General features: G+C 68.0%; 24 protein-coding genes, 1 tRNA gene and 1 pseudogene. 11 read left to right on the top strand and 15 right to left on the bottom strand.

Annotated features, from left to right (window positions below; all coding sequences use genetic code 11):
- Positions 1-21: 21 nt before the first annotated feature.
- A tRNA-Leu gene (locus tag RI03_RS00805) sits at positions 22-108 on the bottom strand.
- Positions 109-231: 123 nt separating this feature from the next.
- Between RI03_RS00805 and RI03_RS00810 the strand changes: the two genes are divergently transcribed.
- Entirely contained in the window at positions 232-1,614 is a 1,383-nt protein-coding gene (locus tag RI03_RS00810; RefSeq protein WP_010214535.1) for an MATE family efflux transporter, read from the top strand.
- Here the strand turns inward: RI03_RS00810 and RI03_RS00815 are convergent.
- The gene (locus tag RI03_RS00815; protein ID WP_010214536.1) at positions 1,565-2,305 is read right to left on the bottom strand and encodes a zinc-ribbon domain-containing protein; all 741 of its coding nucleotides are present in this window, start codon (positions 2,303-2,305) and stop codon (positions 1,565-1,567) included. The two genes, RI03_RS00810 and RI03_RS00815, sit on opposite strands and share 50 nt — an antisense overlap.
- Before the next feature lie 208 nt (positions 2,306-2,513).
- Between RI03_RS00815 and ftsE the strand changes: the two genes are divergently transcribed.
- Genes ftsE through RI03_RS00835 form a run of 4 tightly spaced genes read left to right on the top strand, consistent with a single transcriptional unit; the run spans position 2,514 to position 5,348 of the window.
- The gene (ftsE, locus tag RI03_RS00820; protein WP_010214538.1) at positions 2,514-3,221 is read left to right on the top strand and encodes a cell division ATP-binding protein FtsE; all 708 of its coding nucleotides are present in this window, start codon (positions 2,514-2,516) and stop codon (positions 3,219-3,221) included.
- On the top strand, positions 3,218-4,111 hold the full coding sequence (locus RI03_RS00825) for a cell division protein FtsX (protein WP_010214540.1): 894 nt from the start codon (positions 3,218-3,220) through the stop codon (positions 4,109-4,111). Before ftsE ends, RI03_RS00825 begins: the two co-directional genes overlap by 4 nt.
- Positions 4,108-4,644: a YdcF family protein gene (locus RI03_RS00830; RefSeq protein WP_010214541.1), complete on the top strand. Its 537-nt coding sequence runs from the start codon at positions 4,108-4,110 to the stop codon at positions 4,642-4,644. Before RI03_RS00825 ends, RI03_RS00830 begins: the two co-directional genes overlap by 4 nt.
- Positions 4,641-5,348 (top strand): lysophospholipid acyltransferase family protein, encoded by a 708-nt coding sequence (locus RI03_RS00835; protein WP_010214543.1) that lies wholly within the window; start codon positions 4,641-4,643, stop codon positions 5,346-5,348. The genes RI03_RS00830 and RI03_RS00835 overlap by 4 nt, the downstream gene beginning before the upstream one ends.
- A 41-nt stretch (positions 5,349-5,389) precedes the next feature.
- Here RI03_RS00835 and RI03_RS00840 read toward each other — a convergent pair whose 3' ends face one another.
- Positions 5,390-6,298 (bottom strand): prephenate/arogenate dehydrogenase family protein, encoded by a 909-nt coding sequence (locus tag RI03_RS00840; RefSeq protein WP_026046346.1) that lies wholly within the window; start codon positions 6,296-6,298, stop codon positions 5,390-5,392.
- Positions 6,299-6,394: 96 nt separating this feature from the next.
- Here RI03_RS00840 and metX point away from each other — a divergent pair, with 96 nt between their 5' ends.
- The 4 genes from metX to RI03_RS00860 are packed head-to-tail and all read left to right on the top strand — an operon-like array spanning position 6,395 to position 9,000.
- On the top strand, positions 6,395-7,510 hold the full coding sequence (metX, locus tag RI03_RS00845; RefSeq protein ID WP_010214547.1) for a homoserine O-acetyltransferase MetX: 1,116 nt from the start codon (positions 6,395-6,397) through the stop codon (positions 7,508-7,510).
- Positions 7,507-7,944, top strand: coding sequence for a GNAT family N-acetyltransferase (locus RI03_RS00850; RefSeq protein WP_010214549.1), 438 nt, complete (start codon positions 7,507-7,509; stop codon positions 7,942-7,944). Before metX ends, RI03_RS00850 begins: the two co-directional genes overlap by 4 nt.
- Entirely contained in the window at positions 7,941-8,573 is a 633-nt protein-coding gene (gene metW / locus RI03_RS00855) for a methionine biosynthesis protein MetW (protein ID WP_010214550.1), read from the top strand. Before RI03_RS00850 ends, metW begins: the two co-directional genes overlap by 4 nt.
- A gap of 28 nt (positions 8,574-8,601) precedes the next feature.
- A complete protein-coding gene (locus RI03_RS00860; RefSeq protein WP_010214551.1) occupies positions 8,602-9,000 on the top strand; it encodes a response regulator in 399 nt (132 codons plus the stop codon).
- A gap of 3 nt (positions 9,001-9,003) precedes the next feature.
- Here the strand turns inward: RI03_RS00860 and RI03_RS00865 are convergent, their stop codons facing one another.
- The 6 genes and pseudogenes from RI03_RS00865 to RI03_RS00890 form a co-directional block, all read right to left on the bottom strand.
- A complete protein-coding gene (locus RI03_RS00865) occupies positions 9,004-10,527 on the bottom strand; it encodes a sensor histidine kinase (protein ID WP_010214552.1) in 1,524 nt (507 codons plus the stop codon).
- Positions 10,528-10,559: 32 nt separating this feature from the next.
- Positions 10,560-11,126, bottom strand: a complete 567-nt coding sequence (gene ssb / locus RI03_RS00870; protein WP_010214553.1) for a single-stranded DNA-binding protein — start codon at positions 11,124-11,126, stop codon at positions 10,560-10,562.
- Between the two features lie 28 nt (positions 11,127-11,154).
- Positions 11,155-13,016: pseudogene (gene feoB / locus RI03_RS00875) on the bottom strand (ferrous iron transporter B).
- Between the two features lie 14 nt (positions 13,017-13,030).
- Positions 13,031-13,303, bottom strand: a complete 273-nt coding sequence (locus tag RI03_RS00880; protein WP_010161509.1) for a FeoA family protein — start codon at positions 13,301-13,303, stop codon at positions 13,031-13,033.
- Between the two features lie 266 nt (positions 13,304-13,569).
- A complete protein-coding gene (locus RI03_RS00885; RefSeq protein ID WP_010214554.1) occupies positions 13,570-14,265 on the bottom strand; it encodes a COQ9 family protein in 696 nt (231 codons plus the stop codon).
- A gap of 9 nt (positions 14,266-14,274) precedes the next feature.
- Entirely contained in the window at positions 14,275-15,195 is a 921-nt protein-coding gene (locus RI03_RS00890) for a DMT family transporter (protein ID WP_010161506.1), read from the bottom strand.
- Positions 15,196-15,249: 54 nt separating this feature from the next.
- On the opposite strand from RI03_RS00890, the gene RI03_RS00895 reads away from it, so the two are divergent.
- Complete coding sequence (locus RI03_RS00895) at positions 15,250-16,338, top strand: alkene reductase (protein ID WP_010214555.1); 1,089 nt, start codon at positions 15,250-15,252, stop codon at positions 16,336-16,338.
- A 50-nt stretch (positions 16,339-16,388) separates the two neighbouring features.
- Here the strand turns inward: RI03_RS00895 and uxaC are convergent, their stop codons facing one another.
- Entirely contained in the window at positions 16,389-17,813 is a 1,425-nt protein-coding gene (uxaC, locus tag RI03_RS00900; RefSeq protein ID WP_010214556.1) for a glucuronate isomerase, read from the bottom strand.
- Positions 17,814-17,969: 156 nt separating this feature from the next.
- Here uxaC and RI03_RS00905 point away from each other — a divergent pair, with 156 nt between their 5' ends.
- Positions 17,970-19,421, top strand: a complete 1,452-nt coding sequence (locus tag RI03_RS00905; RefSeq protein WP_010214557.1) for a mannitol dehydrogenase family protein — start codon at positions 17,970-17,972, stop codon at positions 19,419-19,421.
- 26 nt (positions 19,422-19,447) lie between these two features.
- On the opposite strand, the gene RI03_RS00910 is transcribed toward RI03_RS00905, so the two are convergent.
- From RI03_RS00910 to ccmD, 5 genes are read right to left on the bottom strand one after another with little or no spacing between them, the layout of a single operon-like run.
- A complete protein-coding gene (locus RI03_RS00910; protein WP_010214558.1) occupies positions 19,448-19,879 on the bottom strand; it encodes a cytochrome c-type biogenesis protein in 432 nt (143 codons plus the stop codon).
- Positions 19,876-20,403, bottom strand: coding sequence for a redoxin family protein (locus RI03_RS00915; RefSeq protein WP_010214561.1), 528 nt, complete (start codon positions 20,401-20,403; stop codon positions 19,876-19,878). The genes RI03_RS00910 and RI03_RS00915 overlap by 4 nt, the downstream gene beginning before the upstream one ends.
- The gene (locus tag RI03_RS00920) at positions 20,400-22,358 is read right to left on the bottom strand and encodes a heme lyase CcmF/NrfE family subunit (protein WP_010214563.1); all 1,959 of its coding nucleotides are present in this window, start codon (positions 22,356-22,358) and stop codon (positions 20,400-20,402) included. Before RI03_RS00920 ends, RI03_RS00915 begins: the two co-directional genes overlap by 4 nt.
- Before the next feature lie 46 nt (positions 22,359-22,404).
- Positions 22,405-22,839, bottom strand: a complete 435-nt coding sequence (ccmE, locus tag RI03_RS00925; protein WP_010214565.1) for a cytochrome c maturation protein CcmE — start codon at positions 22,837-22,839, stop codon at positions 22,405-22,407.
- Positions 22,836-22,940, bottom strand: coding sequence for a heme exporter protein CcmD (ccmD, locus tag RI03_RS23370; protein WP_138995576.1), 105 nt, complete (start codon positions 22,938-22,940; stop codon positions 22,836-22,838). The genes ccmE and ccmD overlap by 4 nt, the downstream gene beginning before the upstream one ends.
- Positions 22,941-22,942: the final 2 nt, after the last annotated feature.

Genomic DNA, 22,942 nt, shown 5'->3' on the forward strand with positions numbered 1-22,942 from the left:
CACATCTGCATCTTGAAAAAATGGTGCGGCCGAGAAGACTCGAACTTCCACGGGCTTTCGCCCACAACGACCTCAACGTTGCGCGTCTACCAGTTCCGCCACGGCCGCACGTAACATCACCGGGCAAGCCCGGCAGCTGGTAGGCGAGCGCCCCTAGCAAAGCTAATCGGGGGACGCAATGGCCGACGTACAAGCCTTTCGCATTTTGTGCGCTTCCCGTAGCAGCACGGCATGACCAACGCGCACCGACAAACGATGACGGAGACGCGCAAGATCCTCGCGCTGGCGTGGCCGGTGATGCTCACCAGCCTCAACTGGACGATCCTCAGCGTTACCGACATCGTCGTCGTCGGGCTGACCGGAACCGATCAGGTCGCCGCGTTCGGCGCGAGTCGTGCGCTGACTTTCGTCACGATCGTCGCGGGACTAGCGTGGCTGTCGGGGGTGCTGGTCTTCACGTCCCGCGCGGACGGCGCGCGCGATCTTCCCGCAACGGGCGCCCGGATGCGCGAGGGGCTGGTGCTGGCGGGGATGCTGGGGCTGGTCGGCGCGCTGGCGTTCGGGGTGTTCGCCGCGCCGCTGCTCGCTGGGATCGGGGTCGCGCCTGCGCTGGTGCATCCGGCGGCGGCGGTGGTGCGGACGATGGCGCTCGCGTACCCCGCGCAGTTGGTAAGCCTGGCCGCGAGTTTCTTCCTCGAGGGGATTTCGCAGCCGCGCCGCGTGACCGTGGTCAATCTGGCGACGCTTCCGATCAATGCGCTGCTCGCGTGGGTGCTTGCGGACGGCCATTTCGGCGCCCCCGCGCTGGGGGCGGTTGGCGCTGCCGCCGCAACGACGATCGCGTCGTTGCTGGGCGCGGCGGGGATGCTGGCGGCGGCGTGGACCATCCCGGATGCGCGCGAACGGGGGGTGCGCGTCATGACGCCAGCCGCGTGGCGCGCGGCATTGCCCGGCGCAGTGAAGCTCGCGCGATTCGGCGCGGTGCCGGCGATCGCGTCGGGACTGGAACTCGCGGGCTTTTCGATCCTGATCGCGCTGTCGACCGATCTCGGCGCGGTGACCGCCCATGCCTTCCAGATCGTGTTCGCGCTCCACAACGTCACCTTCGGTGCCGCGGTCGGGCTGGCATCGGCGGCGGGGGTACGGGTCGGCAATGCGGTCGGCGAAGGCATGCCAGCGCAGGTGCGTGCGCGCGCGCTGATCGCGGCGGGGCTGGCCGCCGCGATCACCGGCGGGCTTGGCGTTGTGATGCTGCTGGCGCGCGCGCCGATCGTCAGCGCTTTTCCCGCGGCGGCGGGGGTCCATGCGGCGGCGCTGGCGATGGTGCCGCTATGGGTGCCGTTCATCCTGTTCGACGGTGTGCAGCTCGTCTTTGTCTATGCGTTGCGCTCGCTCGGCGATCAGATCGTCGCCGGGGTCAACGGCATCATCGCCTTCTTCGGTGTAACGGGCGGGCTGGGCTGGCTGTTCGTGACGCACGGGGTCGGGCCGCTCGGGCTCGTCTATGCCTCGGGGCTGGGGATGGTGGCGGCGGCGCTGCTGAACGGCGCGCGGTTCCTCTGGGTCAGTGGTTCGGCTCGCCCGAGAAGCTCAGCACCAGATCCTTCGCGTTGACCGGCACATCGAGCTTGGCGCTGTTGAACTCGACCCGCCCCTTGGGCGGCAACGCGGTCGCCTCCGGGCGGATCGTCCAGCTGTAGACGATGCGGTGCTGCGCGTCGCGCAGGTCGGCGCGGATATCGGGGACGGGCTGGCGCGTGTCGGTCGGGTTGAGCACGGTCCCGCTGATCGCGAAAATCTCGTTGCCGTTGTAATCGTGGCGATCGACCGGGCGGTTGACGATCCGGAGCGGCGTCTCGACCGCCGGGCGGAACAGCGTGGTCGCGGTACGCGGCGTGCTCGTCGAAACGATCGCGGCGGTCGCCCCGAGCATCGCCACGCCTGCGACCACGGCCGCGATCGTCCAGCGGCGCGCGGGGTTGCGGCGCGGGCGGAACGGCGGCTGGTGGGCGAAGGCGTCGAAAGCGACCGGCGCGCGGGTCGTGTCGGGAATGGCACCGGCGTCGCTCACCGGCGCGGTTTCGCGGATCGGCGCGGCGACCGGCGCGCGTGGCGGTTCCGGCACTTCGTCCGCAGCACCCGCCTCACCCTCGGCTTCGTCCTGTTCGTCGAGCACCAGCACGGGCACGGGTTCCTGGAACCAGCTGTGCTTGCAGTTGGCGCAACGCACGGTCCGCCCCTCCGGCCCGACCGCGGTATCGGGGATCACATAACGGGTCTCGCACTCGGTACATTCGAGGATCATCGGGGCATTTCAGACATTAAGGGCAGACGGGGCAAGCCAGCACAGTGGGGGATACACCAACCGGGGCGTCCGCGCTGTCCGGGGAATCTACGCTGTCCACCGGCCCGGTGGCAAGAGCCGTGGAATTGCGCCTGCGCGCTTGTCGCGGTGCAAGGGATCGTGCGATGCAGGGGCGGGGCATGGACAAGTAGCGAGTAGCGCACGCCGCATGGCGAATATCGTTCAATTCGAAAAGGTGGGGCTTCGCTACGGCACGGGGCAAGAGACGCTGAGCGACGTCAGCTTCACGCTGTCGAGCGGCGCGTTCTACTTTCTGACCGGCGCGTCGGGCGCGGGGAAGACGTCGCTGCTCAAATTGCTGTACTTGTCGCAGCGTCCGACCCGCGGGAGCATCCGGCTGTTCGGTGAGGATGCGGTGACGCTGCCGCGCGCGCGGCTGCCCGGGTTCCGGCGGCGGATCGGCGTCGTGTTCCAGGATTTCCGGCTGGTCCCGCATCTCTCGGCCTACGACAATATCGCGCTGCCGCTGCGCGTCTCGGGGGTGCCCGAGCGCGACGTCGCGGATCCGGTGCGCGAGATGCTCGCCTGGGTCGGGTTGTCGGACAAGATCGCGGCGCGCCCGCCGACGCTTTCGGGCGGCGAGCAGCAGCGCGTCGCGATCGCGCGCGCGGTGATCGGCCGGCCCGAGATCCTCGTCGCGGACGAACCGACCGGCAACGTCGACCCCGAAATGGCGGAGCGGCTGTTGCATCTGTTCGACTCGCTCAACCGGCTCGGGACGACCGTCGTCGTCGCGACGCACGACCTGCAGACGATGGGGCGGATCCCGCATGCGCAGATGATGCGGCTCGACAAGGGCCGGCTGCTCGATCCGACCGGGTCGCTGCGCTTCCCGCCCCCCGGCGGGCCTTCATGAGTATCGGGATTCTGGCGTCGAAGGCGGACCGGGGGCTGCTCGATGATCGGCGTGGCACGCGGGTGATGCTGTGGGTGATGGCGATCATGCTGTTCCTGACAGTGCTCGCCGCGGCGCTTGGGCTCGCGACGCTCGGCGCGGCGGCAGTGCTCGACCGGCAACTCGCGGGGCGGCTGACGGTGCAGATCGTCGCGCCCGCGGAACGTGTGCGGACGCGGGAGACGCGTGCGGTGCTGGCGGCGCTCCGACGCCTGCCCGAGGTGCGCCGCGTGGTCGCGGTCGATCGCGCACGGCTGGCCGAGATGCTGAGCCCCTGGCTGGGCGCGGACGGCGCGGACCCCGACCTGCCGATCCCCGCAATGATCGACGTCGACCTGACCGCGGCGACCGCCCCCGCAGCGGCCAGCGTCGCGCGCGCGGTCCGCGCCGCCGCGCCGAGCGCGCGGATCGACCGGCAGGAAAGCTGGATGACTCCGGTGCGCAACGTGATGGCGATGCTGACCGGGCTGGCGGGCGCGCTGGTGCTGCTGATGGCGGCGGCGACCGCGGCGGTGGTGATCCTCGCGGCTCGCGCCGGGCTCGACACGCACCGGGACACGATCGCGGTTCTCCACATGCTGGGGTCGACCGATGTGCAGGTCGCACGGCTGTTCCAGCGGCGGATCGCGCTCGACACGCTGGTCGGCGGCATCCTCGGCATGGCGGTCGCGCTCGGCGCGGTGGTGCTGGTCGGGGTGCAGCTCGATGCGCTGGGGTCCGATCTGATCGCGGGCCTGACGCTCGGAATGCGCGACTGGGTGCTGCTCGCGTGCCTTCCGGTCGCCTTCGCGGCGCTGGCGACGCTGTCCGCGCGGGTCGCGGTGCTGGCCGCGTTGAGGCGGGTGTTGTGATCTTCCGGCTGATGGTCCTTGCCGGCTTGTGCTGGATTGGTGGGTTCGGGATCTTTCTCGCCACGCGGCCCCCACCGCTTGAGAACACGCGCACGGACGCGATCGTCGTGCTGACCGGCACGTCGGGCCGGATCGCGCGCGGCCTCGAGATGCTCGAGGCGCATGCGGCGAAGCGGATGCTGATCAGCGGGGTCGCGCCGCAGGTCCGCCCGCGTGAACTGGCGCACGAATATAAGGTCAGCCCGCAGGTGTTCGCCTGCTGCATCGATCTTGGCCACGAAGCGGTCGACACGCGCTCCAACGCCGAGGAAACCGCGGACTGGGTGCGCGAGCACGGCTATCATTCGGTGCGACTGGTGACCTCCGACTGGCATCTGGCGCGTGCGCGGCTCGAACTCGTCAACGCGCTTGGGACGGATGCGACGGTGATCGGCGATGGCGTTCCGGGCACACCGAGCTATGCGGTGCTGGTCGGCGAATATAACAAACTCATTTTGCGCCGCGTGGCGCTGCTGATCGGGCAGGCTACATGATCGCAATGCGCAACCTGCTGTTCAAGATCGTCTTCTACGCCGGATCGGTGCCGATCGTACTCACCTCGGTGATTTCCGCGGCGTTCGGCACCAAGGCGATGATCGCGCACACGCATTTCTGGACGCAGTATCACGGCCTGACCACGCGAACGTTCCTGCGGATCTTCAAGCGGATCGAGGGCGAGCGATTCTATGACAGCCCGGTCCTGTACGTCGCCAAGCACCAGGCGATGTACGAGACGCTCGAGCTCGGGCGGATGCTGCGGCATCCCGCGATCGTGATGAAGCAGGAGCTGGCCGACATCCCGGTGTGGGGCTGGGCGGCGAAGCGCTACGGCGTGATCGTGGTCGATCGCGAGGCGTCAGCGGGCGCGCTGCGGCGAATGCTGCGCGAGGCGCGCGTTGCGCTGGCGGCGGGGCGCTCGATCCTGATCTTTCCGGAAGGAACGCGCGTCGCCCCGGGCGAGCAGCCGCCGCTCAAGGCGGGGTTCGCGGGGCTGTACCAGATGCTCAAGATTCCCGTCGTGCCGATCGCGATCGACAGCGGGCTGGTATGGCCGCGCGAGGGGCCGCATCTGCCGGGGACGGTGACGTTCCGCTTCGGCACGCCGATCCCGCCCGGCCTGCCGCGCGACGAGGCCGAGGCGCGGGTGCATGCGGAGATCAATGCCTTGGAGCGGGATGGCGGCGCGGCGCGGGGTTGAGACCAGTGGGTCCTGCCCTCTGCTGATCCCGCGCGTGGCCGTTACTCGTGCGTCCGCCCGAAATCGGGCGCGGGATCGTCCTGCCCCTGTTCGATGATCCCACGTCGCACGTCGCGCGTCTTGGAGAACAGGTCGAACAGCTCGTCCCCCTTCCCCCAGCGGATCGCGCGCTGGAGCGCGGTCAGGTCTTCGGAAAAGCGTTGCAGCATGTCGAGCACCGCCTCGCGGTTCGCGAGGAACACGTCGCGCCACATCGTGGGATCGGACGCCGCGATCCGCGTGAAATCGCGGAAGCCGCCTGCCGAATATTTGATCACCTCGGACTGGGTCACTTCCTCCATGTCGGATGCGGTTCCGACGATGGTGTAGGCGATCAGATGCGGCAGATGGCTGGTGATCGCGAGCACGCGGTCGTGATGATCGGGGGCCATCATCTCGATCTCCGCGCCGAGCCGCCGCCAGAACTCGGCAACGCGTTCGACCGCGAGCGGATCGGTCCCTTCGGGTGGGGTGATGATGCACCAGCGCTTTTGGAACAGCGTCGCGAACCCGGCTTCCGGGCCGCTCCGCTCGGTCCCGGCGACGGGATGCGCGGGAACCACCGTTGCGCCGGGGAGCGCCGTGCCGAGCGCCCGCACGACCTCGGCCTTGCAGCTGCCGACGTCGCTGACGATCGCTTCAGCCGGCAGGTCGGCGGCAAATTCCGTCGCGGCGGCGCCCATCGCGCCGACCGGTACGCACAGGATCACGAGATCGGCGTCGATCACTGCCGCGCCGCCGCTGTCCGCCACATCGTCGAACAGGTCGATCCGCTCCGCGATCGCCCGCACGTCGGGATCGGCGTCATATCCGGTGAGCCGCACCGTCGGCATCGTCGCGCGGACCGCGCGCGCGATCGACGACCCGATCAAACCGATGCCGATGATGGTGACGCGGGCGAAAGGCAACATGGCGCGCGGCATGGCGGATCGATTTGGCGATGGCAAGCAGCACCCCGCTTCGCGCGGTGCTTGAACCCGCGTCGCCACGCGCTTATCCGCTCCGATATGGACGACACGCGCCTTGGGCTTGCCCGCCACGTCACGTTGCCGGGGCCGTTGCGCCTCGACGGTGGCGCGCTGCTGTCGCCGGTCGAGATCGCGTACGAAACCTATGGCGCACTCAACGCCGATCGCTCGAACGCAATCCTGATCTGCCACGCACTGACCGGTGACCAGCACGTCGCCTCGCGGCACCCCGTCACGGGCAAGCCCGGCTGGTGGGAGCGGATGGTCGGTCCGGGCAAGCCGGTCGATCCGACGCGGCATTTCATCATCTGTTCGAACGTGCTGGGCAGTTGCATGGGGTCGTCGGGGCCCGCGACCGTCAATCCCGCGACCGGCGTTCCGTGGGGGATGAGCTTCCCGGTCATCACGATCCGCGACATGGTGCGGGCGCAGGCGATGCTGCTCGATCACCTCGGGATCGAGACGCTCGCGGCAGCGGTCGGCGGGTCGATGGGCGGGATGCAGACGTTGAGCTGGCCCGCGACCTTCCCCAACCGGGTGCGCGCGGTCGTCATCATCGCCTCCACCGCGCGGCATACCGCGCAGAACATCGCCTTCCACGAAGTCGGGCGCCAGGCGGTGATGGCCGACCCGAAATGGCGCGAGGGGGCCTATTATGCGGAGGCCGATCCGCCCGCCGCGGGGCTCGCGGTCGCGCGGATGGCGGCGCATATCACCTATTTGTCCGAGGCCGGCCTCACCGCCAAGTTCGGGCGGCGCTTGCAGGCGCGCGACGCCAAGAGCTTCGGGTTCGACGCCGATTTCCAGATCGAAAGCTATCTACGGCACCAGGGGATCAGCTTCGTCGACCGGTTCGACGCCAATTCCTATCTCTACATCACCCGCGCGATGGATTATTTCGATCTGGCGGAGGAACATGGCGGGCATCTCGCCAACGCCTTCCGTGCCACCAGGGCGCGCTTCTGCCTCGTCAGCTTCGATACCGACTGGCTGTACCCGACCGCGGAATCGCGCGCGATCGTCCATGCGCTCAACGCCGCGGGTGCGCCGGTCAGCTTCGTCGAGCTGTCGAGCCCGTTCGGGCATGACGCGTTCCTGCTGGAGGCGCCCGAGTTGAACCGCGTCGTCGATGGTTTCCTGAAGGCTGGCGCATGACCGAAATTGTTCTGTCCGACGACCGCTCGTTGTTGCAGATCGACACGATCCACGGATGGCTCGCGTCGAGCTACTGGTCGCCGGGGATCGCGCGCGAAACGGTCGAACGCGCGATCGCGGGGTCGCATGCGCTCGGCGCTTACCGTGGCGCCACGCAGGTCGGCTTCGCGCGGATGATCACGGATCATGCAACCTTCGCGTGGCTGGCCGACGTCTGGGTCGATGAGGCCGGACGCGGCCAGGGGCTGGGGCGGCGGATGGTGTCCTGGTTTCTGGACCGGCCCGATTATGCCGGGCTGCGCCGCATCGCGCTGGGCACGCTCGATGCGCATGGCGTGTACGCGAAACTCGGCTTCCACCCGTTGATCCGGCCCGAGCGCTTCATGGAGCGTCTGTCGGCTCAGGCCGAAGCGATGCTGCGGGCGCCCCAATGACGCTCCGCCCCGATCTCGCGATCATCGCCGACCGGATCGAACCCGGTGCACGCGTGCTTGACGTCGGGTGCGGCGATGGTGCGCTGATGGCGGCGCTGCGCGATACCAAGCACGTCGACGCGCGCGGGCTTGAACTCGATGCGGGCAATGTCGCTGCGGCGGTGTCGCGTGGACTGTCGGTGATCCAGGGCGATGCCGATATCGAGCTCGCCGATTATCCGGACGCGAGTTTCGATTACGCGATCCTCAGCCAGACTCTCCAGACCGCGCGTCGGCCCGATGTCGTGCTCGACCATCTGTTGCGGATCGGCCAGCGCGCGTTCGTGTCCTTCCCGAACTTCGCACATTGGGGGGTGCGGTTGTCGCTGCTGTGGGGCGGGCGGATGCCGGTGACGCGGCTGCTCCCCGAACAATGGTTCGACACGCCTAACATCCATCACGTCACGATCGACGATTTTCGGGCCTTCGTCAAAGCGCGTGGCATCGCGGTAGAGGGTGCGTGGTTCCTGTCGGGCGACAAGCAGACGACTTCCGCAGCCGCGAACTTCCGCGCCGAACATGCTGTATTCCTGCTACGTCCTCGCGAATTAAAGGAACCAAAGCGTTCGCCACAGGGTTCGAAGCATTAACTTACATTACGTAGATAGTGTTTACCCTATGTCTGTGCCAACCGCCTTGATCGTAGAAGACGAGATTTTCGTCGCGCTCGACCTCGAGCGGATCCTGATCGACGCCGGCTATGCGGTGAAGGCGATCGCGGCGGACAAGCTCGGCGCGCTCGATGCTGCGCAGGATTGCAGCTTCGCGCTGGTCGACATCAACCTTCGCGACGGGGCGACCGGTCCCGAACTCGCGCGTATGCTGGCCGACGAATTCGGGCTCAAGGTCGTGTTCGTCACCGCCAATCCGGGTCAGATCGCCCACCCGAGCGGCGCGGTCGGCTATGTCCGCAAACCGTTCAGCGAATCCGCGATCCTGACAGCTGCCGCCGTCGCCACCGCCCGCGATCGTGGCCCCCTTGAGGCGACCAACGGCGATTTCGTCCTGCTCGTTTGACGCTCAACCGCGACTGAGCGCGGCTTTTGAAACCTCGACGACGACTCGCAAGCCATCCGCGGCCCAATCGTGGGCAACCTTGCCACCCAGTTGGCGGCTCGCGCTAAGGTCGATCAGCTGTGCTCCAAAGCCAGTGCTCTCGGGCTGCTCGACCGCCGGACCACCCTGCTCCTCCCAGATCAGCATGATCTCGTCGCCGTCGACGATGCTCGTCACGGTCACTGCCCCGGTATCGTTCGACAGCGCGCCATATTTGGTCGCGTTGGTGGCAAGCTCATGGAACAGTAACGCAAGCGGCGTGGCGGACCGGTCGTCGATCGCCACGTCGGTGCCACCGACATGTAGCCGCGACGCGTTGGTCGACTGATAGGGCAGGAACAGCGCGTCGAGCAGGCCGTGCAGGCTCGTTTGTTCGGCCTGGGGCCGCGACTGCGCGCTGTGCGGGCGAACGAAATCATGCGCACGACCGAGCGCGGTGACGCGGTGGCGGAGATCCTCTGCGATACCCTTGAATTCGGGATGCGCGCGCGCCGCGAAGGTGATCAGCCCGGAAATCACCGCGAAGATATTCTTGATCCGGTGGCTCAGTTCCTGCGCGATGACCTCGCGCTCCTCGCTCGCCAGTTTCTGCTCGTGAATGTCGGTGCAGGTGCCGATCCAGCGCGTGACCGCCCCGCTCGTATCCGTCATCGGCAGCGCACGACCAAGCGTCCAGCGGTAGGTGCCGTCGCGGTGGCGAAGGCGATATTCGATCTGATAGGGGGTGCCGGTGGCGAGCGAATGCCGCCACACGCCCCACGCGCGCTCCTGATCCTCGGGGTGGAAGATGTCGTTCCAGCCGTCGCCATCGGTCGAACCCGGTGCCGTTCCGGTGAATTCATACCAGCGCGCGTTGTAATAATCGTGGAAGCCGTCGGGCAGCGTCGACCACACCATCTGCGGCATGCTGTCCGCGAGCACGCGGAAACGCCCTTCGCTGTCCGCGATCGTTGCGCGCGAGATCGCGCTGGTGCGGCTGTCGCTCAGGCGGTTGAGCACGTCGGCAGCGAGGACCCGGAGGCCCTGCCGCTGGAACGGCGTGAGCCCGGCGCGGGGGGTCCGGTCGATGATGCAGAGCGAGCCCAGCGGGATCCCGTCTTGGCTGACCAGCGGGACGCCCGCGTAGAAACGGATGCCCATCTCGCCGGTAACGAGGGGATTGGTCGCAAAGCGCGGGTCGAGCCGGGCGTCTGGCACGACCATGATGTCGTCGCCAAGCATCGCATAGGCGCAGAACGAAGTCTCGCGCGGGGTCTCGCTCGGCTCGAGCCCGGTGCGGGACAGGAACGTCTGTCGGCTCGCCTCGACGATGCTGACCAGCGAAATCGGCGCCTCGCAGAGCGCTGCCGCAAAATCGGTGATCGTCCGAAGCGCCGCGTCGTCGCGCAGCGTCTCGATCTCATGCTCGGCGATCGCCGCCGCGCGGACCGCCTCATCGACGCGCCAGCCGTTGCCGATCGGCGCGTCGGTAGAGAGGGCATTTATCATCGGTTAAGCTAACGCCACAGAACAGGTTCGGTTCAGAACGGGACGTCGTCGTCGAGGTCGTCCGCAAAACCGCCGCGCGCCGCGCCGCCGGCGGGCGGGCCGCCCCGGCTCGCGCCACCGCGATTGCCACCGCCGCCGCCGCCGTAGCCGCCACCGCCGCCCGAACCGCCGCCGAAGTCATCGCCGCCGCCGAAATCGTCACGGCCACCACCGCCGCCGCCGCCGCCGGCACCGCCGCCCGAGCCCGGCGCGCCGTCGAGCATCGTCAGCACGCCGTTGAAGCCCTGCAGCACGATCTCGGTCGAATAGCGGTCCTGGCCCTGTGCGTCCTGCCATTTACGCGTCTTGAGGGCGCCCTCGATATAGACCTTCGAGCCCTTGCGGAGATAGCGCTCGGCGACGCCCCCCAGCGCCTCGTTGAAGATCGCGACCGAATGCCACTCGGTCTGTTCCTTGCGCTCGCCGCTGTTCTTGTCCTTCCAGCTCTCCGACGTGGCGATGCGCAGGTTCACGACCTTGCCGCCGTTCTGGAAGCTCTTGCTTTCGGGATCGCGGCCAAGATTGCCGACGATGATCACCTTGTTGACGCTGCCCGCCATAGTCTCAAGTCCCGCTGCTGTGGGGCCGTTACAGCCCGAATCCGATTGCCGCCCAATAAGTGGCACCCGCAGCGATGTAGGCGAGCGTGAACAAATAGCCAACCATGAAGGCAGGCCACTTCCATCCGTTGGTCTCGCGGCGGGTCACTGCGATGGTCGAGATGCACTGCGGCGCGAACACGAACCACATCAGGAAAGCGAGCGCGGTCGGCAGACTCCAGCGCGTATGGAGCGTCTGCGTCATCTTCGCTTCGCTCTGCTCGCCCGCGGTATCAATGGCATAGACCGTGCCCAGCGCTGCCACCGCGACCTCGCGCGCCGCCATCGCCGGGATCAGCGCGAGCACGATGTCGCGGTTGAAGCCGATCGGGCGGAACGCGGGCTCGATCCCGTTGGCGATCCGCCCGGCGATCGAATAGTTGACCGCCGAGACCGGGCTGCCTTCGGGGGGCTTGGGGAAGCTCAGCAGCGCCCACAGGATGATCGTCGTGAAGGCGATCGTCGTGCCCGCACGCTTGAGGAAGATTTCGGCCCGGCTCCACAGCCCGATCGCGAGATCGCGCGCGCGCGGCATCTGATATTTGGGCATCTCCATCATGAAGCCCGAGGATTCGCCCTTGGTCACCGTGCTGCGCAGCACCAGCGCGACGACGAACGCGCCGACCACCCCCATGATGTAAAGCCCGAGCATCACCAGCCCCTGCAACCCGACGAACGGCAGCACGCGCACGTTGGGGATCAGCGCGCCGATCACCAGCGTATAGACCGGCAGCCGCGCCGAGCAGGTCATCAGCGGCGCGACGAGGATCGTGGTCAGCCGGTCCTTCTCGTCCTCGATCGTGCGCGTCGACATGATTCCCGGCACCGCACAGGCGAAGCTCGACAGCAGCGGAATGAACGCGCGACCCGACAGCCCGACGCTCGCCATCACCCGGTCCATCAGGAAGGCAGCGCGGACCATGTAACCGCTCGCCTCGAGCACCAGGATGAAGAAGAACATGATCAGGATCTGCGGCAGGAACTTCACCACCGCGCCGACGCCCGCGATCATCCCGTCGGTGATCAGCGAGCGCAGCATCGAATCGGGCATCACGTCCTTGACCAATCCCGACACCCAGTCGAACCCGGCGGCAATCGCATCCGCGGGCGCGGCACCCGCGAAGAACACCGCCTGGAACATCGCGAACAGGATGACGAACAGCAGTACCAGCCCGAAGACCGGGTGGAGCGCGACCGAATCGAAAGCATTGCCCCAGCGGCGCGCCGGGGCTTCCGCAACGGTCGCCGCGGTCGCGATTTTGCGCGCGCGGCGTTGCAGGGTGACGATGTCCTCGCCGATCGCATGGTTGCTCGGGCGCAGCCGGATCGCGGCATCGGCGTCGACAATGCCGCCGAGCAGCGTCTTGAGTCCTCGAGCCCGCGCCGCCGCACCGCGACGGTGGGGACGACCGGCACCCCCAGTTCCTCGGACAGCTTCTTGGGGTCGAGCGTCAGCCCGTCGCGCTCCGCGAGATCGAACATGTTGAGCGCGACCACCACGGGGAGGCCGAGCGCGATCAGTTGGAGCGTGAAGCGGAGATGGTTGTCGAGATTGGACGCATCCACGACCACGACCAGTGCATCGGGCAGCCGCTCGCCTGCTTGCGTGCCGGTGACGACGTCGCGCGTGACGCGCTCGTCGGGGCTCGACGGTTCGAGGCTGTATGCGCCGGGGAGATCGACCAGATCGACGACCCGACCATCGGGCAATGCGAGTCGTCCGGAATGCCGCTCCACCGTGACACCTGGGTAATTACCGACTTTCTGGCGTGCGCCGGTCAGTGCGTTGAACAACGCGCTCTTGCCGGCATTGGGATTGCCGACCAGCGCCACGAGGGGCGTGGCGGTCATCGTTGTGGGGTCACTTATTGCGTGACGGGGGATACGAAGATCGTGCTGGCAACGGCGCGGCGCAGGGCGACGGTCATGCGGCCGATCCGGCATGCGATCGGCCCTTTGCCGAGACTGGCACGATGGAGCACTTCGATCCCGACGCCTTCGTCGAACCCGAGTTCGCGCAACCGGCGCGCTTCGGGGGTCGACAGATGCGCCCAGTCGATCGCGGCAACTGTCGCGATCTGCCGGTGCGGCAGCGATTCGAGGCTCAAGGGCAGCTTCACGGGATTGGACATATCCATGATGCGACTGATTATCAATAACGGTGGGGAAGCGCCAGCATTAAATGCGAGCCATTCGCAGTTCGTCGCATTCGCTCGTCGAGGCAGTGCCGTGCCCCGCATCACCGCGCCCCCAAATGCTGCCGCCATGCTGAACTCGTTTCAGCATCCACCGCGCAACAAAGGCGGACCGGACTCGCGGAGGGCTGGATCCTGAAACGCGTTCAGGATGACGGACGGTATGGGCGTGCTGGCACGCAATCAGAACGCGCTAGGCTGCTCCGAAATCACACCGCCGGATAGCGCAACCGCCCGATGAACCGCGACAGGCTCGGGCGCAGTTCCGACTGGCCGACGAACCGGCTCTTGATCCGCTCGAACCGCATGATCCCCCAGATCCGCCGCGCCAGAAACGCGCTGGTGTCGGCGTGGCCCTCGCTGTCGTCATCGAGGAACACGGTGACGGTCGCGGCATAGACGCCCGACAGCAAGGTGCGCTTGGTATAATGATTATAGTCGGTCGCGGTGTCGCCCGCCGCGCGCCACATCACGTCCGCGGCGTGCCAGCCGAGCTTGACCCCGCGCACCGCATTCTGCGGCAGCGCGAGAATTGCGAGCGCGCGCCGCAGCGCCTCGCGATTCGGTGCGACGATGTCGAGCCGCGCCTCGACCAGCGCGGGGATCCGGTCGCGGATCTTCATCGCCATCAGTCGCTCCTGCGGCAGCCGCGCGAGCATCTCGGCATCGACCTGCGCGAACCACGCCGCGATCATGTCCGCCGCGCCGCCCGGAAACGCGAGCCGCGCGACGTCGCGATCGACCCCCGCCTGGTCCGCCGCCATGTCGCGTGCGGCATCGCCCCAGCCGTCGAACCCGGCATTGTCCGCGATCGCGGGCGCGAGCGCCGCGCGGATTTCGTCGAGCGTCGCATCCGCGAGGCGGTTGACGGGAGCGGAGACGGGAAGCGGGATCGGATCGGCCATGCGTCTTATCTAGCCCCGCGCGCGGCGGCTTACCAGCACCAGCGCGACCGCGACGAGCGACGCGCCGAACAGGTCGGCTAAACCGAGCTTCTCGCCGTAAACGGTCCAGCCGATCGTCGCCGCGACCACGGGCTGCACCAGCAACGCAAGCCCCACGACGAGCGGCGGCAGCTTGCCAAGCGCGAAGATCATCAACCCCTGCCCGATCACCTGGCTGACCAGCGCAAGCCCGATCAGCGGGCCCCAATGGGTCGGCCACATCTGCTCGCCCAGCAGTTGCGCGAAGATGAGCAAGGGTACGATGCTGGCGATCGTCGACAGCGCGAGCGCGGGGATCGGCGCCATCGTCGTCCGCGCGCGCGCCATGAGGATGAAATAGGCGGTGTAGAGCACGCCCGCGAGCAGGCAGAGCATGTCCCCCGCGAGATTGCGCGGATCGAGCTGGTACGACCGCCCCATCAGCAGCGCCGCGCCGACGGTCGCCAGCAGCAGCGCGATTCCCTGGATTCGCGTCGGCCATGCGCGCGCAACGAGGAAGCCGTAGATCGGGAACATCAGGATCGCGCAATTGCCGAACAGCGTCGCGTTGGCGAGCGTCGTACGCAGGATGCCGAGGTGCCAGCTGCCAAGATCCGCCGCGAAGCAGATCCCGCCGAGCGCGATCATCCCCCACAGCAGCCGCGACAGGTTGGCGCCGCCCGCGCCGAACGGCCGCCACCCCGTCGCCAGCGCAGCGCCAGCAAGCAGCGGGGCGGCAAGTGCGATCCGCCAGAACGCCGAGGACACCGGCCCGACATCGGCCAGCCGGACGAACCACGGCCCGAACGCGAGCGCGACGTTGGCGAGGACCACCGCGACGATCGCAAGCGCGGTCGGCTCGGTCGTGTTTTCGGGCGAAACAGATTTTCTTTCGGAGGCGCGCGGATGCATGTCGCCGTGTAGCCTCCTATCTGTGCTGCGTCACAGCAAAAGGACTTCGCGCATATGCCCAGCCTGTTCGATCCCATCCAGCTCGGTGCGATCCACGCCCCCAACCGTATCCTGATGGCACCGCTGACGCGCGGCCGGTCGACCAAGACCTTCGTCCCGACCGAGATCATGCAGGAATATTACGAGCAGCGCGCGAGTGCGGGCCTGATCATCACCGAGGCGACCGGGATCAGCCGCGAGGGTCTGGGCTGGCCGTTCGCGCCGGGTCTGTGGAACGACGAGCAGGTCGAGGCGTGGAAGCCGATCACCGAGCGCGTCCATGCCGCGGGTGGCCGGATCATGGTGCAGATGTGGCACATGGGCCGCCAGGTTCATTCCTCGGTGATCGGCATGCAGCCGGTCTCGTCCTCGGCGACCGCGACCGCGGGCCAGGCGCATACCTACGAGGGCAAGCAGGACTTCGAGACCGCACGCCCGCTCGAGCTCTCGGAAATCCCCCGCCTGATCGACGATTATGAGCTGGCGACGCGCAATGCGCTCGCCGCCGGGTTCGACGGGGTGCAGATCCATGCCGCCAATGGCTATCTGATCGACCAGTTCCTGCGCGACAACGCGAACTTCCGCGCGGACGCGTACGGCGGCCCGATCGAGAATCGCATCCGCCTGCTCCGGGAAGTGACCGAACGCGTGGCGAGCGTCGCGGGGGCGGATCGTACGGCGGTGCGCCTGTCGCCCAATGGCGACTCGCAGGGGGTCGACGACAGCAACGCGACGGGTCTGTTCACCGCCGCCGCCAAGGTGCTCGATGAGATCGGCATCGCCTTCCTCGAACTGCGCGAGCCAGGCCCGAACGGGACGTTCGGCCGGACGGACGTGCCCAAGCAGTCGCCGGAAATCCGCAAGGTGTTCAGCAAGCCGCTCGTGCTCAACTCGGATTATATGACGGTCGAGGAGGCGCAGGCCGTCATCGATTCGGGCGTGGCCGATGCGATCGCCTTCGGGCGGACGTTCATCAGCAACCCCGATCTGCCGGAGCGCCTGCGCACCGGTGCGCCGCTGGCGAAGGACGATGCCAAGACCTGGTATAGCCAGGGGCCGGAAGGGTACATCGACTACCCCGCGCTCCAGAAGGCGGACGCCTAAGCGTCATGGGCCGACCGCCGCGCCAGAATTGGTGCGGCGGTCGTCTCCGTTTACCGCTCCCCGTCGATCCGATACGCCCGCCGCACCAGCCCGCCGGTCAGTTCGTGCGCGAGGTCGAGGGCTTCCCAGTCGGCGATACGGTGTTCCGCCACGAGGCGCGCGAGAAAACCGCAATCCACGCGCCGGGCGACGTCATGCCGCGCCGGAATCGACAGGAACGCGCGCGTATCGTCGTTGAATCCGACGGTATTGTAGAAGCCGGCGGTCTCGGTCGTCATTTCGCGGAAGCGGCGCATCCCTTCGGGACTGTCATGGAACCACCACGCCGGCCCCAGCTTCAGGCAGGGATAATGCCCCGCCAGCGGCGCCAGCTCGCGCGCATAGACGCTCTCGTCGAGCGTGAAGAGGATGATCGACAAGTCGGTGCTCGTCCCGAACCGGTCGAGCAACGGCTTGAGCGCGTGGACATATTCGGTCCGCATCGGAATGTCCGCGCCCTTGTCGCGACCATGCGTCGCGAATAGCCCGGCATTGTGATTGCGGAACGACCCCGGATGCATCTGCATCACCATCCCGTCCTCGACCGACATCCCCGCCATTTCGGTCAGCATCTGCGCGCGGAACAGCTCGGCATCTGCGGGCGTCCAGCTGCCGCCGACGATCTTGCCGAAAAGTGCCTCTGCCTCGACCGCCGAAAGGTTGGCAGTCGCGACGGTCGGGTGCCCGTGATCGGTCGCGGTTGCGCCCGCCGCGCGGAAATCGGCGCGACGCTTGCGGTGCGCCGCGAGATACCCCCGCCAGCTGTGGACGTCCTCGCCGGTCAGCTCGGCAAAGCGCGACATCGCGGCGCCGAACTGCTCGTGCTCGACATCGATCACCCCGTCCGGGCGGTAGGTGGTGACGACGCGCCCGTTCCAGCCCGACTGCTGGATCCTGTGATGCGCGCCGAGATCGTCCTGCGCGCCCTCCGTGGTCGCGAGGAACGCGATGTCGAACCGATCGAACAGCGCGCGCGGGCGAAAGGCGGGCGTCGCGAGCTGCTCGGCGATCGTGTCGAAATACAGGTCGGCGGTCGCGGCTTCCAGCGCGACGTCGAAGCCGAACACCTCGGCGAAGACATGGTCCAGCCACATCCGCGTCGGGGTGCCGCGGAACAGCGTGTACTGCTCCGCAAACGTCCGCCACGCGGCGCGCGGATCGGTTGCGGGCAGGCCGGCACGACTCGGGATACCAAGCGTGTCCAGCGCGATCCCCTGGCTGTACAGCATGCGGAAGATGTAGTGATCGGGCGCCAGCAACAGCGCGGTCGCATCGGTCCACGGTTCGTCATCGGCGAACCAGCGCGCGTCGGTGTGGCCGTGCGGACTGACGATAGGCAGGTCGGCGATTTCGGCGTACAGCGTCCGCGCGATGCCGCGGGTCGTCGGATCGGCTGGGAACAGCCGGTCGGGGTTCAGGTCCAGGCGTCGCGGCATTCTCGTCTCTCCCGAACCGGGTTGTTGCGCGGTCTGGTAAGCGGTGGCGCGTGCACCGACAAGTTGCGATGCCGAGGCCACGCGAAAGACGCTGGCGTCCCCCGCCCCGCTGCGGGTAACGCCTCGGCTCTACTGTTGTGACGGCGCGGAAGTGAGATGATGATGCAGGACGGCCCGCGACTGGATTATGCCGCGCTCGATGCGCTCCCCGCTTCGGTCGAGCGTCCCGGCTGGCGCACCCCCCCGCCGGTCGGGATCGTCCACTTCGGCCCGGGCGCATTCCACCGTGCGCATCAGGCCGCGTACGTCGACACGTTGCTCGCGGAGGACCCGAGCTGGGGGATCGCCGCGGTTTCGCTGCGGAGCGCTGGCACCGTCACCGAACTTGCCGCGCAACAGGGCCTTTACACGCTCGCGATCCGCGATGCCGAACCGCACCACCGCGTGATCGGTGCGCACAGCCGGTTCCTCGGCCCGGACGATTCCCCGCAGACGCACGCCTTGCTCGCCGACCCGGCGGTCCGCCTGGTGACGACGACCGTCACCGAAAAGGGCTATTGCCTTGCTGCCGACGGCACGCTTGATGTCGCGCACCCAGACATCGCGCACGACCTGACCGGGACGGAGACCCCGCGTAGCGTGATCGGCTGGATCGTCGCCGGGCTCGGCGCGCGGCATGCCGCCGGGACCGCGCCGTTCGTGGTGATGCCGTGCGACAATCTCGCGGACAATGGCGCCAAGCTCCATGCCGCGCTGATTGCCTTTGCCGGGGCGCTCGATCCGTATCTCGCCGAATGGATCGCGGGCGAAGTTCGTGTGCCGGGGACGATGGTCGATTCGATCACGCCTGCCGCCGACGATGCCCTGTACGCCGATGTGCTGGAAACGCTCGGCGTGGTCGACCGCGCGGCGGTCCAGGGCGAAGGGTTCGCGCAATGGGTGATCGAGGATCTGGGTGACCCCGTATGCGCCGCGCTGGGACGTGCGGGGGCGACGCTGACCGATAATGTCGCCGGGTATGAACAGGCCAAGTTGCGGATCCTCAACGGGTCGCATTCGACGCTGGCCTATGCCGGGCTGCTCCGCGGCGCGACCAGTGTCGCGGAGGCGATGCAGGATGCTGCGCTGGCGGGGTTCGTCGAGGCGATGATCCGCGACGAGATCGTGCCGACCCTGCCGCAGGTCGCGGGGTTCGATCACGACGCGTACCGTGCTGCCGTGCTGGCACGGTTCCGCAATCCCGCGATCGTCCACCGGCTCGAACAGATTGCCGCCGACGGCAGCCAGAAGCTGCCCTATCGGCTTGGCGACACGCTCGCGGCGTACCGGGCAAAGGGGGAAATGCCCGCCCATGTCGTTGCGGCACTGGGGTGCTGGGTCGCATTCCTGATGCAGCGCGCGCGCGCGGGTGTCGTGATCGTCGATCCGGCGGGTGCGGCGCTGGCCGCAGCGGCTGCCGAGGGTGATGCCGGGGCCGTGCTGAGGCGGCTGGTTGCTGGCGGGCTGGGGTTCGCCCCGTCGCTGGCGGAAGATACCGCGGTGCTGACGGCGATCGCTGGCGCAGGAGACGCGGCGTTTGCCGGGAATTGGGAGACGTTGCTCGGCTAACGTGGCCGGGCATTCGCGCGAATCTGTTACCGCCCCCGCCGCTTGAAGCTCGCCCGCGCAAGCCATGCGCCCAGCGCCAGCAACACCAGCGGGGCGATCCACAAGGGGGCGGTCAGCGCGCTCAACGGGGGATCGTAGCTGATATAGTCGCCGTAGCGCGCGATCAGCCAGTCGCGGATCTGCGTGGGGCTCTGGCCCCCTTCGATCCGGGTTCGCACCAGCGAGCGCATGTCCCCCGCCATCTCGGCGTTGCTGTCGGCGATCGACTGGCCCTGGCACACCACGCACCGCAGCGTCGCCATCAACGCCTGTGCCTGCGCTTCCTTGGCCGGGTCCTTGAGCTGGACGTTGGCGAGCGGCGCTGGCGGCAAGCTGCTGTCGGCAAAGGCGGGAGATGTGCCGAGAACCAGCACCAACGCAGCACTTCCCCGGCGAAGAAGGAAGCCGAGGCCGATCATCGCAACCCCCGCACCAGCGCGATCAGCCCCGGCACCTCCTCCTCGCGGATATCGCCGACGTGCTGCTGGACGATCCGCCCGCGCCCGTCGATCACGAACGTCTCGGGAACGCCCGACGAGCCCAGCGCGAGCTGCAGCGAACTCGTCTTATCATCGCCGATCGCCGCATAGGGATCGCCGTTGCGCGCAAGGAATTCGGCGATGTCCGCCCGTGTGTCGCGGATCGCGACCGCGTCGATCACCACGCCCGCCTGCTGCAGCCGCAACAATTGCGGCGCTTCCGCCACGCACGGGATGCACCAGCTCGCGAAGATGTTGAGCAGCCGTGGCTTGCCGGTCGCGAAGCGCGCGTTGGCGAGCCCCGGCTTGGTCGGGACGATCGGCGGGAGGTCGAATGCGGGCAGCGTCTGCCCGACCCGCGCCGAGCGCACCGTGCGATCGGCGGGCTTGTACAGCCCCCACGCCACCAGCCCGAGCAACGTCAGCGCGATGCCGAACGGGATCCAGATCAGCCGCCGGCTCATGCGTAGGCGTCCACCCGCGCGCGATCCCGCCGTCCGCGCGCGAGCCGCCCGAGCAGCGACAGCGCGCCCCCGACCGCGACCAGCGCGCCGCCGAGCCAGATCAGCGTGACGAACGGCTTCCACCACAGCCGCAATTGCCACCGCCCCTGCGCATCAGGCTCGCCGAGCACGGTGTAGAGTTGCCCGTCCCAGCGAGTCGCGATCGCGGATTCGCTCGTCACGGTGACGGGATTGGAGAAGAACCGCGATTGTGGCCGAAGATAGAACACGCCGCCGTCGGCGCCCCGCCGCGCGCTCAGCCGTGCCTCGATTGCGGACCAGTTCGGGCCGACCACCGGCTTCACCCCGTCGAGCGTGACGAGATACGGCCCGACCCGCTGCGGCTCGCCGACGCGCGCCGCGACCAGCGTGGCTTGCGTGAAGGCGGTGTCGCACGCCATCCCGGCGAGACTCACCGCGATCCCCAGATGGGCGACGACCATGCCGTAGGTGAACAGCGGCGTCCGGCGCAGGTTGCGTTTCCACAAGGGCGCGACGCTTGCCGCCGCCAGCCCTGCCGCCAGCGCGAGCCCGAGCAACGGCAGCAACGCGATCCCGCCGGTCGTGGCGGCAACGAGGATCAGCACGATGCCCGTCACCGCGATCGGGATCGTCACGCGGGCGATCGCCGCCTGTGCGGTGTCGCGGCGCCAGCGCAACAGCGGGCCGACTGCCATCACCGCGATCAGCACCAGCGCGACCGGCCCGGCCGCCTTGTCGAAGAACGGCGGCCCGACCGACAATTGCGTCCCGAACCCGGCCGCGACGATCGGGTACAGCGTCCCGATCAGCACGATCCCGAGAATTACTGTCAGCAGCAGGTTGTTGGCGACCAGCGCGCCCTCCCGGCTGACGAAATCGAATGTCGTGCCGGCGCGCACCGTGCCCACGCGGAGCGCGAACAACAGCAACGCGCCGCCGATATAGATCGCGAGCAACGCGAGGATGAAGCTGCCGCGCGTCGGATCGACCGCAAAGGCGTGGACACTCGTCAGGATCCCCGACCGCACCAGGAACGTGCCGATCATCGACATCGAGAACGCCACCACCGCAAGCATCAGCGTCCACGCGCGCAAGCCGTCGCGCGTCGCCAACACCGTCACGGAATGGAGCAGCGCGGTCGCGGCGAGCCACGGCATCAGCGAAGCATTCTCGACCGGATCCCAGAACCACCAGCCGCCCCAGCCGAGCTCGTAATACGCCCAATAGGATCCGGCCGTGATCCCGAGCGTCAGGAAGATCCACGCGCCCAGCACCCACGGCCGCATCGCGCGCGCAAAGGCAGGGCCGACGTCGCGCGTGATCATCGCGCCGACCGCGAACGAGAAGGCGATCGAGATGCCGACATAGCCGATGTACAGGGTCGGCGGATGGAACGCCAAACCGGGGTCCTGCAACAGCGGGTTGAGCCCGTTGCCGTCAGCCGGTGCCGGATCGACCCGTGCGAACGGGTTGGAGGAGAACAGCAGGAAGGCATAGAACCCCAGCGCGATCGCCGCCTGCGCGCCGAGTGTCGCGATCAGCGTGGGTCGCGCGAGGCTGCGCTCGAGCAGCGCGACCGCCGCGCCCGCAATGCCGAGGATCGTGACCCACAGCAGCATCGAGCCCTCGTGATTGCCCCATGCGCCCGCGATCTTGTACAGCAGCGGCTTGGCGGAGTGGCTGTTCTCGGCGACCAGCAGCACCGACATGTCGCTCCGCACGAACACGGTGATCAGCAGCAGCATCGCAAGCAGCGCGAGCACCCCCTGCACCACCGCGACCGGGCGGACCGCGCGCAGCACGTCCTCGGTGGTCGCAAGCTCGGCGAGCGCGGGCTTTGCCGACCGCCAGACGCCGAGCGCCGCGAGCATCAGTTGCAACGCCGCGAGCGCCGCCGCGAACCACAAGGCGGCGAGTCCTGCCTCGGCGATCATGCCGCGCCCTCCCGCCAGTCGAAGAAAGCAACCGTCAAGGAAAGGCTCATTGCACCAGCGTCTTCGTCTCGTGCATCTTGCCCGCCATTTCGGGCGGCATGTATTTCTCGTCGTGCTTCGCCAGCAGGTTGCTCGCGGTGAAGCTGCCATCGGGGTTGAACTGCCCCTCCGCCACGACGCCCGAATTCTCCTTGAACAGGTCGGGCGCGATGCCGCGGAACGCGACGGGCACGCGCGCGAGGCCGTCGGTCACGACGAAGCGCATCGTCACGCCGTCCGCCAGCTTGTGGATCGATCCGCCCGCGACCATCCCGCCGAGCCGCACCGCGCGGCCGAGCGGCAGGCCCTCCTTCTTCACGTCGCCCGGCGCGTAGAAGAACGCCGCCTGGTCCTTGAGCGCGGACAAGGCCAGCGCGCTCGACCCGCCGACCGCCGCCACCGCGAGCGCGGCGAGCGTCAGGCGCTGGTGCTTGGCCTTCATTTCTCCGCCCTCCGCATCGCGAGATAGCTCCACGCCGCCAGCGCGACCGATCCGACAGCGGTCAGGCCGTAGGCGGCGATGATGAACGGCCAGTGGTTCATGC

It is taken from the genome of Sphingomonas sp. PAMC 26621 (assembly GCF_000251145.1).
In the GTDB taxonomy this organism is placed as follows: Bacteria; Pseudomonadota; Alphaproteobacteria; order Sphingomonadales; family Sphingomonadaceae; genus Sphingomonas.